The sequence below is a fragment of the Paraclostridium bifermentans genome, assembly GCF_964259345.1.
In the GTDB taxonomy this organism is placed as follows: Bacteria; Bacillota; Clostridia; order Peptostreptococcales; family Peptostreptococcaceae; genus Paraclostridium; species Paraclostridium bifermentans_B.
Genome location: NZ_CAXVJR010000001.1, coordinates 575,105 through 587,781 on the forward strand (window position 1 = coordinate 575,105; position 12,677 = coordinate 587,781).

The 12,677-nt window shown below is 28.9% G+C and carries 11 protein-coding genes; 3 read left to right on the forward strand and 8 right to left on the reverse strand.

Features of this window, described 5'->3' with window-relative positions:
- Nucleotides 1-64: 64 nt before the first annotated feature.
- The gene (locus tag ACEXNK_RS02925) at nt 65-1,846 is read right to left on the reverse strand and encodes a sensor domain-containing diguanylate cyclase/phosphohydrolase (protein WP_373599722.1); all 1,782 of its coding nucleotides are present in this window, start codon (nt 1,844-1,846) and stop codon (nt 65-67) included.
- Between the two features lie 139 nt (nt 1,847-1,985).
- On the opposite strand from ACEXNK_RS02925, the gene ACEXNK_RS02930 reads away from it, so the two are divergent.
- Nucleotides 1,986-2,597 (forward strand): NUDIX hydrolase, encoded by a 612-nt coding sequence (locus tag ACEXNK_RS02930; RefSeq protein WP_373599721.1) that lies wholly within the window; start codon nt 1,986-1,988, stop codon nt 2,595-2,597.
- 32 nt (nt 2,598-2,629) lie between these two features.
- Here the strand turns inward: ACEXNK_RS02930 and gltA are convergent, their stop codons facing one another.
- From gltA to miaB, 3 genes are all read right to left on the reverse strand, one after another.
- Nucleotides 2,630-4,030: an NADPH-dependent glutamate synthase gene (gene gltA / locus ACEXNK_RS02935; RefSeq protein WP_373599720.1), complete on the reverse strand. Its 1,401-nt coding sequence runs from the start codon at nt 4,028-4,030 to the stop codon at nt 2,630-2,632.
- Between the two features lie 2 nt (nt 4,031-4,032).
- Complete coding sequence (locus ACEXNK_RS02940; RefSeq protein ID WP_373599719.1) at nt 4,033-4,923, reverse strand: sulfide/dihydroorotate dehydrogenase-like FAD/NAD-binding protein; 891 nt, start codon at nt 4,921-4,923, stop codon at nt 4,033-4,035.
- A 195-nt stretch (nt 4,924-5,118) separates the two neighbouring features.
- Nucleotides 5,119-6,552, reverse strand: a complete 1,434-nt coding sequence (gene miaB, locus ACEXNK_RS02945) for a tRNA (N6-isopentenyl adenosine(37)-C2)-methylthiotransferase MiaB (RefSeq protein ID WP_373599718.1) — start codon at nt 6,550-6,552, stop codon at nt 5,119-5,121.
- A gap of 192 nt (nt 6,553-6,744) precedes the next feature.
- Here miaB and ACEXNK_RS02950 point away from each other — a divergent pair, with 192 nt between their 5' ends.
- Together ACEXNK_RS02950 and ACEXNK_RS02955 are read left to right on the forward strand one after the other, a co-directional pair.
- A complete protein-coding gene (locus ACEXNK_RS02950; RefSeq protein ID WP_373599717.1) occupies nt 6,745-7,395 on the forward strand; it encodes a DUF421 domain-containing protein in 651 nt (216 codons plus the stop codon).
- Nucleotides 7,396-7,414: 19 nt separating this feature from the next.
- Complete coding sequence (locus ACEXNK_RS02955) at nt 7,415-7,795, forward strand: DUF4363 family protein (protein ID WP_373599716.1); 381 nt, start codon at nt 7,415-7,417, stop codon at nt 7,793-7,795.
- 41 nt (nt 7,796-7,836) lie between these two features.
- Here the strand turns inward: ACEXNK_RS02955 and proC are convergent, their stop codons facing one another.
- The 4 genes from proC to ACEXNK_RS02975 all read right to left on the reverse strand — a co-directional run bounded on the left by proC (nt 7,837) and on the right by ACEXNK_RS02975 (nt 12,616).
- Complete coding sequence (gene proC / locus ACEXNK_RS02960; protein ID WP_373599715.1) at nt 7,837-8,643, reverse strand: pyrroline-5-carboxylate reductase; 807 nt, start codon at nt 8,641-8,643, stop codon at nt 7,837-7,839.
- A gap of 101 nt (nt 8,644-8,744) precedes the next feature.
- Nucleotides 8,745-11,114 carry a trans-4-hydroxy-L-proline dehydratase gene (gene hypD / locus ACEXNK_RS02965; RefSeq protein ID WP_373599714.1) on the reverse strand — a complete coding sequence of 790 codons (2,370 nt, stop codon included), beginning with the start codon at nt 11,112-11,114 and terminating at the stop codon, nt 8,745-8,747.
- A 4-nt stretch (nt 11,115-11,118) separates the two neighbouring features.
- A complete protein-coding gene (locus tag ACEXNK_RS02970; RefSeq protein ID WP_373599713.1) occupies nt 11,119-12,030 on the reverse strand; it encodes a trans-4-hydroxy-L-proline dehydratase activase in 912 nt (303 codons plus the stop codon).
- Between the two features lie 22 nt (nt 12,031-12,052).
- Nucleotides 12,053-12,616 carry a helix-turn-helix domain-containing protein gene (locus ACEXNK_RS02975; RefSeq protein WP_373599712.1) on the reverse strand — a complete coding sequence of 188 codons (564 nt, stop codon included), beginning with the start codon at nt 12,614-12,616 and terminating at the stop codon, nt 12,053-12,055.
- Between the last annotated feature and the right edge of the window lie 61 nt (nt 12,617-12,677).

Here is a 12,677-nt window from a genome sequence, read left to right on the forward strand (position 1 = left end):
CATAATTTTTTAACTTCGTACATGTTTTTAAAATTATCGCAATATAATTTGTTTATGTAAATATCTAATCATTTACTATTTCTTCTAAAAATGCATTTACTATTTCTGGATCAAATTGAGATCCTGAATATTTAATTAGTTCTTTAATCGCATCTTTTTTGCTAATTTTGTTTTTGTAGCTTCTGTCATTAGTCATAGCATCATATGCATCTACAACACATATAATTCTTGCTAGGTATGGTATCTGATTTTGCTTTAATCCTAGTGGGTATCCACTTCCATCATATCTTTCATGATGTGTTAGTATACCTTGAGCTACCTGTTCAATTTCAGGATTAGATAGTGCAATTCTATAACCTTTTTCTGAATGAGTTTTCATTATATTAAATTCATAATCGTTTAATTTCCCTGGTTTTAATAAAACATTATCAGGTATTCCTATTTTTCCTATATCATGTAACTTAGCTAACAGTATTAATTCACTTAGTTCTTCATTAGATAGACCTAATTTTTTACCTAACCTATTAGCATACTTAACAACCCTATCAGCATGTTCTTGTGTTTGAGGATGTTTTGAAATTAAAGTTTCTTGAAGAGAGTTCATTATAAATCTCCTTGTATCTCTTCCGTGAATTAATTTTTCTCTATATGCCTTGTCTTCCGCTTCCATTAATACCTCATTAATATCTTTAGTACTATCTACTTTAGTCGATGTTCCCAAAGATATGCTTAATGGAATATTTCCTGTTGAGTATTCTTTACAGTTATTTTTTATTCTATTACAAATATTTTGTGCTTCTTCTTTTGTTGTTTTAGGTAATATAATACAAATTTCATCTCCACCCCACCTAAACACAAAGTCTTCTTTTCTACACGAATTTTTAATTACCTTAGATATAGATACAAGTAACTCATCACCTTTTAAATGTCCTATTGTATCATTAACTATTTTAAGTCCATTTACATCTCCCATAATTAAGCTTAATGGTAAATCTTTATTATTAGCTAGTTCTTTTAACTTTTCATCAAAGTAAGCTCTATTATAAAGACCTGTTAGTTTATCCTTATAACTCATTTTCTTAAGTTTTTTTTCAAGTGCAACATTATCTGTAACATTTCTAGATATACCTACTATACTAGATACATCTCCCTTTTTATTAATTATAGGCACTTTTATACTTTCCATATACTTAGTTTTTTCATTGTATTTTATCTTCAGTTTACTACATTCTTTCTTTTTGTTTTTGATAACTTTGTTATCTAATTTTACAATTTCATCTACAATAGAGTTTTTATTTAATAAGTCATCTGCTTTTAACATACTTTTTAACTCTCTATCACTTTTTCCTATGATTTTTTTTCTATCCTGTTTGTAGTATTCATTTGAAAAAGCAACATTACAATCGAGGTACTTCCCATTTATATCTTTATGAAATATGCAATCTGGGATTGTATCTATTATAGTTTGTAATAGTTCTTTTTGTTTTGTAATTTCTTCTTCATATTTTTTTCGTTCAGTCTGGTCTTGTAAAATGCCTATAAAAAATTCTATATTTTCATCCACTTTTATAGGTGCTAAATAACATTCAAGAAAAATATCGTCTTGATATCCAGAAAATAATTTTGCTTTATTTTCTTGCAAAACTTCTTCATAGTTTGATTCATATTCAATCGCAAGGTCTTTTGGGTATAATTCTTGAAGTGTTTTTCCTATAACATCAGCTTTATCTAAATTTAATGAATCTGCATAATATTTATTAACAAATAGAAATCTACCATCTATGCTCCTTAACCACATAGAATATGGTACATTGTCTAATAAAATTTCTAATAACTTATTAATCATAAAGTTCCTCCGTATATATGTTCCTATCGATTATTATTTTACATATATTATTTATTCTTTACAAGATTTAAAGTTTATTATATACTTTTCATTTATTATAATATTATTATAGTTCACAAAAGAATAGAGGTAATTAATTATGATAAAAAATATCAAAAACACTTTAAAAAACTTTACTCCTTACATAAATGGCCATGAAACTATGAAAAAAGCTTCTGTCTTAATACCTATAGTAAGCATAAATAATGTAAATCATATATTGTTTGAAGTTAGGTCTGAAAAATTAAGATCTCAACCAAATGAAATATCATTTCCAGGTGGTGTAATAGAAAAGAATGAAACTCCAGTTGAAGCTTGTATTAGAGAAACTTGTGAAGAGTTAGGAACTAATCCTTCTAATATAGAATTAATAAATGAAATAGATTTATTTATAAGTCCAGCAAATATAATAATCCATCCATTTGTTGGTATTATAAAAGATATAAGTGATTTAAATATAAATTCAGATGAAGTTGATCATACTTTTTTAGTTCCTATATCTTATTTGATTGAAAATGAACCTATTTGTTATAAGAATAAAGTTCAAGTTGTTCCTAATAAAGATTTTCCTTATGATATTATACCTAATAAAAATAATTATAAGTTTAAACCTGGTATTTATGATTCTTTATTTTACATATACAATGATTATGTTATCTGGGGGATTACAGGAAAGATATTAGAAAATTTTCTAAATATCATATCAAAATAAAAAAAAAGGACTCATATGAGTCCTTTTTCTTTCTAAGCATTAGTAGCTTCTTTTTCTTTATTAACTAAATATTCATCTATAGCTTTAGCTGCTTTTCTACCAGCGCCCATTGCAGATATAACTGTTGCAGCACCTGTAACAGCATCTCCACCAGCAAAAACTCCATCTCTAGAAGTTACACCATCATCATCTGCTACTATACATTCCCATTTATTTATATCTAATCCATCTGTTGTAGATGTTATAAGTGGATTTGGAGATGTTCCAAGAGCCATTATAACTGTATCTACATTCATTACGAACTCAGAGTTTTCTATAACCTTAGGTCTTCTTCTTCCTGATTCATCAGCTTCTCCTAGTTCCATTTTTACACATACCATACCTTTAACTTCACCTTTTTCATCTGTTAAAACTTCTACTGGATTAGTTAAAGTATCAAATATTACACCTTCTTCTTTAGCATGGTGTACTTCTTCAAGTCTAGCAGGAAGTTCTGATTCACTTCTTCTATATACTATATGAGTTTCTGCTCCTAATCTAGCTGCTGTTCTAGCAGCATCCATAGCAACATTTCCTCCCCCTATAACAGCTACACTTTTACCAACTCTTACAGGAGTCATATAATCATCTTTATATGCCTTCATTAAGTTTACTCTTGTTAAGAATTCATTTGCTGAGCATACTCCATTTGCATTTTCTCCTGGTATACCCATAAATTTAGGAAGTCCAGCTCCTGATCCTATAAATACAGCTTCAAATCCTTCTTCATTTAATAATTCATCTATAGTTATAGTTCTTCCTATTATAACATTAGTTTCTATTTTAACGCCTAAATTTCTTATATTTTCTATTTCTGGTTTAACAACATCATCTTTTGGTAATCTAAACTCAGGTATTCCATAAGTTAAAACCCCACCTGGTTCATGCATAGCTTCAAATATAGTAACATCATATCCAAGCTTAGCTAAGTCACCTGCACAAGCAAGTCCAGCAGGACCACTACCTATAACAGCAACCTTTTTATTGTTAGGTTCTTCTGTTATAGCTAAATCGAAGTTATGTTCTCTAGCATAGTCTGCAACAAATTTTTCTAGCTTACCGATTGAAACTGCTTCAGATTTTATACCAAGAACACATACACCCTCACATTGACTCTCTTGAGGACAAACTCTACCACAAACTGCAGGAAGTGAACTGTCTTTAGCTATTTCTCTTGCAGCTCCTTCTATATCTCCAGTTTTTAATTTCCCTATAAATCCTGGTATATTTATACTTACAGGACACCCTGATACACATCTTGGTTTTTTACATTCTAAACATCTGCTTGCTTCTTTCATTGCTTCTTCTTTATTATATCCTAAACAAACTTCATCAAAGTTTTTAACTCTAACTTCAGCTTCTTGTTGTCTAACTGGTACTTTAACTTTGCTCATGATTAATTACCTCCACATCCGCATCCGCCGTGATGATGCGTATCCCCTTCTTCTTGTTTTAATGTAGCTCTACCTTCTTCTGTTTTATACATAGTTTGTCTTCTCATAGACTCATCAAAATTAACTAAATGTCCATCAAATTCAGGTCCATCTACACATGCAAATTTAATTTTTCCCCCAACATTAACTCTACATGCACCACACATCCCTGTTCCATCAACCATTATAGGGTTTAAACTTACAGTTGTAGGTATGTTTAACTCTTTTGTTAACATACACATAAACTTCATCATTATCATAGGTCCTATAACTACAGCATGGTCATATTTTTTACCTTGATTTTCAACTAAGTCCTTTAAACAGTCAGTAACTCTACCATTAAATCCATACGTACCATCATCTGTACATACATAAAGGTTTCCAGCAACTTCTCTCATTTCATCTTCTAGTATTAATAAATCTTTTGTTCTAGATCCTACTATTACATCTACATCTATACCTTGGCTTTTAAACCACTTAACTTGTGGATAAACTGGTGCAGCCCCTACTCCACCTGCCACAAATATTATTTTTTTATTTTTTAATTCATTTATATCTTCTTCTACAAACTCACTAGGCATACCTAATGGTCCAACAAAATCAGCTACACAATCACCTTCTTCAAAAGTTTCAAGTTGTTTAGTACTAGCCCCAACAGTTTGGAAAACTATACTTACAGTTCCTTTATCAGTGTCATAGTCAGCTATAGTAAGAGGTACTCTCTCACCTTTTTCATCATTTTTTACAATAACAAATTGACCTGGCTTAGAAGCTTTTGCTACTCTTGGAGCTTCTATGTCCATTAAATAAATGCTATCTGTCAGTTTTCTTTTTTTAACAATCTTACATCCCATAACTCTATCTCCATTCTGCCAAAAAATTTATATTTTAATTTTAAATACATCGTAATCAATAATTGATTCCCCAATTAAATACCAATTTTTATGAATACGATTTCATGTATGTAAAATTAATTAGCTTTTGTATTATTTACATTTATATTATACATAAAAAAACAGCCTTTGTGGCTGTTTTTTGAAAATATTTTCCTATTTTTCTAAAATTCCATTTAGAGAGAATGTTTTAGACTCTATTATCTTAACATTCACAATTTTGCCAATTATATCTTTATCATCAGATACAAAGTTTACTAGCTTGTTTTGTCTAGTTCTTCCAGTAAATTTACTATCATCAGTCTTACTTGTTCCCTCTACTAAAACTTCAACTGTTTTACCCTCATATGAGTGATTTATTTCTTCACATATTTTATTTACTTCTTCTAAAACTCTATTAAATCTTTCATGTTTTATTTCTTCTGGTATTTGGTCTTCCATTTTTGCAGCTGGAGTTCCTTGTCTTTTAGAATATATAAATGTAAATGCAGAATCGTATCTAACTTTTTTAACTACATCTATAGTTTCTAATAAGTCTTCTTCTGTTTCACCTGGGAATCCTATCATTAAATCTGTAGAAAATGCTATATCAGGAACTTCTTTTCTAGCTTTTTCAACTATTTCTAAATAGTATTCTTTAGTATAGTGTCTATTCATTTTCTTAAGTAGTGTTGAACTTCCACATTGTATAGGTAAATGTAAAAATTCGCAAACTTTATCACAATCTCTTATAGCATATATAACTTCATCTGATATATCCTTAGGATGAGATGTCATAAATCTTAATCTCTCTAATCCATCTATATCATTTACCATTCTAAGTAACTTATCAAATGTTATAGGGTTTTCTAATGTTTTTCCGTATGAATCAACATTTTGACCAAGTAGAGTTATCTCTTTAGTTCCATTTGCAACTAATTCTTTAACTTCATTTATTATATCTTCTGGTGTTCTACTTCTTTCTCTTCCTCTTGTATATGGGACTATACAGTAAGTACAGAAGTTATTACATCCATACATTATATTTACAAAAGCTTTCAGTTCAAACTTTCTATTACTTCTTAATCCTTCTACTACTTCTCCATCTACATCCCAAACATCTATTAATGTCTTTTCTGAATCCATAGATGTTGCTAATAGTTCTGGGAATTTATATAAGTTATGTGTACCAAATACTAAGTCAACATGTCTATATTTAGTCTTTATTTCATCAACTACATGACTTTGTTGCATCATACATCCACATACTGCTATTTTTAAGTCAGGATTTTTTCTTTTTAAATGCTTTAATTGTCCTAAGTTTCCATAAACTTTTAACTCTGCATTTTCTCTAACAGCACAAGTATTATATATAACTAAATCACATTCTGCTGCAGTTAAGCCTTGAGTATATCCCATATCATCAAGCATTGCACATAACTTTTCAGAGTCATGCTCGTTCATTTGACATCCAAATGTTTGTATCATGTATCTTGGTTTTCTTCCATGTATTGCATAATATCTATTAGTCGTTTCTGCTATAGCTTCTATAAATCTATCTTGTTCTTGTATTTTCTCTATAGGAACGTGTACTTGTTTTCTTTTAGCCACAGTTAGCCCTCCTTAAATTACTTACTTCATATTTTAATGTCGATTTTTTGAATTTAAAATTAATTATACCAAATTTACGGTCTATTTTAAAGATGCATTTACTGTTGATTGTATATATTTTTTTATAAATACAAATACTAATATATGTCTATTTTAGACTTAATAACAATAAATAATAAAGGATGGAAACTTATGATTGTAGTTTTAATTAGAAGTATAGTTCTTTATATAGCCGTTCTTATAAGTCTTAGGATTATGGGAAAAGGCGAAATAGCTGAAATGAATTCCTTTGATTTAGTTATTACACTTTTGATAGCTGAAGTTGCTGCTATCCCTATGCAAAATAACGAAATTCCTATAATTTATGGTATAGCATCTATTACTGGTTTAGTTTTTATGCAAATTACTATTTCATTTTTAACTTTAAAATTTAAAAGTATTAGATTTTTAGTAAATGGAAATCCTGCTATATTAATAAATAAAGGAAAACTAAATTATAGTGTTTTAAAAGAAGAAAGAATATCTATGGATGAACTCTTGGAGCAATTAAGAATTCAAGGTTATTTTAATTTAAGAGATGTTTATTATGCAATACTTGAAACTGATGGAAATCTAAGTATAGTTCCTACTCCTAGTTATGATAAAATCCCTAAAGAAAATTATAAACATCTTCCTATTCCTTTGATAATAGATGGCAAAATAATAAAACGTAATCTTAATTCAGTAAATCAAAATTCAGATTGGCTTTTATCAATACTAAAAAAACGTAATATAAATTCTATTTCAGAAACATTAATTTGTATCCTAGACGAAAAAGATGATTTCTTTATACAAAAAAAATAATCTTTAGGAGGTGAATATATTGAAGTCCATTGTATTCACTATAATTTGGACCATATCTTTAGTTGTTTTTGGGCTTTATATATCTTTCAAATCTGAAGATTTTGCTGTTAAATACGTAAATGAAGTAAATGAACTTGAAATGTATGTAAAAAGCGAAAATTGGAGTAAGTGTGAAGAATATAGTAAAAAAATAGAACATAATTTTAAAAAAGATTCAAAACAACTTTTTAAGTTTTTAAATCATTGTCATTTAGCTGATATAGAATTAGCATTTAATATATTATCAGATGGAATTTATTTAAAAGATATTTCAACATGCTTAGAACAAATAGATGTTATAAAAATTTCTCTCCATAGATTAATTGAATCCGAAAAAAATAATCTTGATCACATATTATAAAAATAAGAGATGTCTTAAATTTAAGACATCTCTTATTTTTACTATTTACTCATTTCTTTAGATTTTTCTATACAATTATCAATTGCTTTTATAACAGCATTTCTAAACCCTTCTGCTTCTAAAGTTTTAACCGCTTCTATAGTAGTTCCTCCAGGAGAACAAACCATATCTTTTAATTCACCTGGATGTTTTCCTGTTTCAAGTACCATTTTAGCAGAACCCATAACAGCTTGTGCTGCAAATGTATAAGCTTGATTTCTTGGCATTCCAGCAGAAACTGCTGCATCTGCCATAGCTTCTATAAACATAAATACATATGCTGGAGCTGAACCACTAGCTCCAATTACAGCATCTATTAAATATTCATTTACAACTTCTGCTTTTCCAAAAGAGCTAAATATTTCTTTTACCATAGCTAGTTCTTCGTCAGTTATATTTTTATTTTTGCAAAGTGCACTCATACCTTCATTTACAAGCGCAGGTGTGTTTGGCATAGTTCTTATAACTTTTTTATCATTACCTATAACATTTTCAACTGACTCTATAGTTTTACCAGCTGCTATAGTTACTATTATTTTATTATTATCTATTAAATCATTAACACCTTTTAATACTATATCATATACATTTGGCTTAACCGCAACAATTACTATATCACTATTTTTTACAACTTCTTTAGAATCTGTTGTTACATTTATATTGTATTCATTCTTAGCATTTTCAAGCGCTGATTCATTTAAATCTGATGCATATACATTTTTTGATTCTACTAATCCTGATTTAACTATTCCCCCTATCATAGCCTTAGCCATATTCCCTGCACCTATAAATCCTATTCTCTTATTCATATTACAATCTCTCCTTATATGTTATAATTTTATCATTTTGATTATATAAATGAAGCTCCAATCTATAAATTTTACAGATTAGAGCTTTTATTAACTATTTATTAAAAAGTTTGTTCTGTTCTTCCTATTATTTCATCTTGAAGTGCTCTACTTAGGTTATTAAAATGATCACTATATCCTGCAACTCTAACTATTAAATCCTTGTATTCCTCTGGATTTTTTTGAGCTGCCAGTAATACATTTTTGTCAAATACATTAAATTGTATATGATGTCCATCCATATTAAAATATGCTCTAACTAAATTAGCCATATTGTCAAGACCATCTTCTCCTTGAACTACCGCTGGAGCAAACCTTTGATTAAGTAGTGTTCCTCCAGTTTTTAAGTGATCCATCTTAGAACATGATTTTATAACAGATGTAGGTCCATTTGTATCTCCACCTTTTTCAGGAGATATACCTTCTGATAATGGTTTTTGACTTAGTCTACCATTAGCACTTGCACCCATAACTTCTCCAAAATAAACATGACAAGTTGTAGGTAACATATTTATTCTATATTCAGCTCCCATAGGAGACTTTCTACCTGTAACTTCATTATAAAATACATTAAATGTATCTTGCATTAAGTCATCTGCATAATCATCATCATTCCCATATTTAGGCGTTTTGTTAACTACCATATTATATATAGCTTCATGTCCTTTGAAATTATCCTTTAATGCACTTAATAATTCATCCATATTAAATTTATTTTTATCAAATACATTATATTTTATAGCAGTTAAACTATCTGTTATAGTTCCTATGCCAACACCTTGTATATACTTAGTATTATATCTTGCCCCACCTGCATTATAATCTTTTGCATCTTTTATACAATCATCTACTATTACACTCATTAATGGAGCTGGCATGTGTTTTGCATATATTCTTTCTATTACATTGTTTCCTTTAACCTTTATATTAACAAAATGATTTAACTGAGCTTTGAAAGCTTCAAATAATTCACCGTAAGTTTTAAAATCTCTAGGGTCTCCAGTTTCTATACCTAGTTTTTTGTTAGACATAGGATCTATACCATTATTTAAAGTTATTTCAAGTATCTTAGGTAAGTTTAAATATCCAGTAAGGATATATGCTTCCTTTCCATAACATCCAGTCTCAACACATCCACTAGTTCCTCCACATCTAGCATCTTCTATAGTTTTTCCAGCTTCTAATAATTCTTGAATTATAGCCTCTGTATTATAAAATGCTGGTTGACCCCAACCTTTTCTTGAAATTTCACAAGCTCTTTTTAAGAATTTTTGTGGAGTTTTCTTACTTATTTGAACATTTGAACTAGGTTGTAAAAGTTTCATTTCATCCATTACATCTAAAATTATATAACTTACATCATTTACTCCATCTTTACCGTCTTCTGTTATTCCACCTGTATTTATGTTTGCGAAATCAGTGTAAGTACCACTTTCCTTTAATGTAACTCCTACTTTAGGAGGCGCCGGTTGATTATTAAACTTAACCCATAAGCACTCTAGTATTTCTTTTGCTCTATCTCTATTTAATTCCCCATTATCAACATCTTTTTCATAGAAAGGATTTAGATGTTGATCAAATCTACCTGGACTAAATGCATCCCATATATTAAGTTCTGTAGTAACTCCAACATGAACAAACCAATACATCTGTACTGCTTGATGGAAGGTTTGTGGCTTATTTGCAGGAACTACATCACAGTTACTAGCTATTAATAATAAATCTTTTTTCTTATCTTCGTCAGTTTCTTTTTCTGCTAACTCTCTTGCATATTCAGCATAACGTTTTCCAAAAACTATCATAGCATCACAAGCTATAGCCATTCCTTCTAGTTGAGCTTTTTTGTCATATGCATCTTTATCATTTACAAAATCTAATTTAGCTATTTCCTCTTCTATTTCCTTTTTAAAATCCAAAAATCCTTTTTTGTATATGTTTCCACCACCAACTGTATGTCCTGGTGCTCTTTGTTCCATAAATTCAGTAAATATCCCATTTTCATAGCAATCTAGCCACTCTTTTTCCATAGAATTCACTATTTTTTGTCTTACTTGTCTGTTCTTCCAAAATGGTATAATTTCTTCTTCATGAATTTTTTTAACTTCATCACTTACTTTAAAAGATATAATATCTCTTCTGTCCATTATATCTAAATCTTCCATAGTGTGACAACATAACTCCGGATAAGTAGGTGTACTTTGTGGTGAATCTCCCTTTTCTCCAACTATAAGTTCTCCATCATTTATGCAAAGTGTTCTATTTTCCATATAATGCTTAAATGCTAATGCACGAAGTACTGGTATTTCTACACTTCCTTCATATTTTTTATACCCCTCTGTCATAAGCATAGCTCTTTCAATAGTTATAAATGGTTGTGTATCAACACTTTTTTTTCTAAGTTTTTTAGTTCTTTCAAAGCTTCCTCTTAACATAAATTTATCCCCCAATCTTAGTTTCAAAATTATTTGTTATAAATATTTGTTTTATCTCTTCCAACTTTTCATCTGAAGGTCTATTTAAGTTTTGACCTTCATAATCCATATACAGCTTTTTATATTTATGCATACCTATATTATGATATGGCAATAAATTAACTTTTTTAATATTTAATGGTTTAATAAAATCTATAATCTTTTTAACCTCTATATTCTCTTTATCTACATTTACCCCTTCTATTAAAGGTATTCTTATATTTATATTAGCTCCATTTTCACTTAATTTAATGAGATTTTCTAAGATTAAATCATTTGACTTATTAGTAAATAGCTTGTGTTTTTCTTCATCTATTAACTTGATATCATATAAAAACGTATCTACAAAAGGTAATATTGCTTCATAATTTTCAAACCTTGCGTATCCACAAGTATCTATAGCAACACTTATTCCTTTTTCCTTACATAAACTAGCTATAGCTTTTATATACTCAACATCTTGAGTCATTACTTCTCCCCCTGATAAAGTAACACCTCCCCCTGATTCTTCATAAAACATCATATCTTTTACTATTTCTCTCATTAAATCTTTTATTTCATAAGTTTTACCTACTATTTCTCTTGCATTATTTAAACAATAATCTAAACATGTCTCACAAAATTCGCAATTATTTTTGTTTAGACATATATTATTTTCTTCTTTATATATAGCTTTGTGTGGACATTTATCTATGCACACTTCACATTTTGTGCATTTTTCTTCATTGTATAAAACTTCTTTATTATAAGCTTGACTTTCTGGATTATGACACCATATACATTCTAATGGACATCCTTTAAAAAATACAGTTGTTCGTATTCCATCCCCGTCATGTAAACTATATTTTTGGATATTTAGTATTAGTGGTTTTTTCATTTAATCACCTGCAAATATTATTTTAGTTATTATTAAAAGGATTTGGTGTTGCAACAACTAATATTCTCACCATCTTATTTGTGTAATTTGCCCAGTTGTGATTACGTGAAGAATTGTAGTGTATACTATCTCCAGGGTAGAGTTCATGCTGTTCTCCATCTAAAAATAAAGTTAATGTTCCTTCTAATACATATAAAAACTCTTCCCCTTCATGCATATAAGACTGTATATCTTCCTCTGTATTATTAGGAAGTATATCTATAAGTCTTGGCAACATATTTTTCTCTTTTAAATCATTTGATAAATTGTATTGAATACATCCTGATGTGCATATATTAAAAACTTCTTTTTCATAACTTCTTATAATAGGTTTTTTCTTAGTTCTTGGTTTTAAGAAAAAGTATGACAATTCTACTTCAAATACATCTGCTATAGTACCTAAAGTATCTGTTGCTATACTTGTTAAACCCCTTTCTAGTTGAGATAAAAAGCCAATGGATAAATTAGTTTTTTCACTTAAATCTTTTAAAGTCATTTTTCTTTGTGTTCTTAGATGCTTAATTTTAGCTCCTATATGTTCATTCATGTTTAACACCTCTTTCGCAAACCATTTCCTTAATTTAAATATACTACATTGTTATAATTTT

Bases quoted from the DNA above. Each gene is read 5' to 3' on its own strand.
- ACEXNK_RS02975 (WP_373599712.1), bottom strand. From the start codon at position 12,616: ATGAATGAACATATAGGAGCTAAAATTAAGCATCTAAGAACACAAAGA.
- ACEXNK_RS02950 (WP_373599717.1), top strand. From the start codon at position 6,745: ATGATTGTAGTTTTAATTAGAAGTATAGTTCTTTATATAGCCGTTCTT.
- proC (WP_373599715.1), bottom strand. From the start codon at position 8,643: ATGAATAAGAGAATAGGATTTATAGGTGCAGGGAATATGGCTAAGGCT.
- ACEXNK_RS02970 (WP_373599713.1), bottom strand. From the start codon at position 12,030: ATGAAAAAACCACTAATACTAAATATCCAAAAATATAGTTTACATGAC.
- ACEXNK_RS02940 (WP_373599719.1), bottom strand. From the start codon at position 4,923: ATGGGATGTAAGATTGTTAAAAAAAGAAAACTGACAGATAGCATTTAT.
- ACEXNK_RS02930 (WP_373599721.1), top strand. From the start codon at position 1,986: ATGATAAAAAATATCAAAAACACTTTAAAAAACTTTACTCCTTACATA.
- gltA (WP_373599720.1), bottom strand. From the start codon at position 4,030: ATGAGCAAAGTTAAAGTACCAGTTAGACAACAAGAAGCTGAAGTTAGA.
- hypD (WP_373599714.1), bottom strand. From the start codon at position 11,114: ATGTTAAGAGGAAGCTTTGAAAGAACTAAAAAACTTAGAAAAAAAAGT.
- ACEXNK_RS02925 (WP_373599722.1), bottom strand. From the start codon at position 1,846: ATGATTAATAAGTTATTAGAAATTTTATTAGACAATGTACCATATTCT.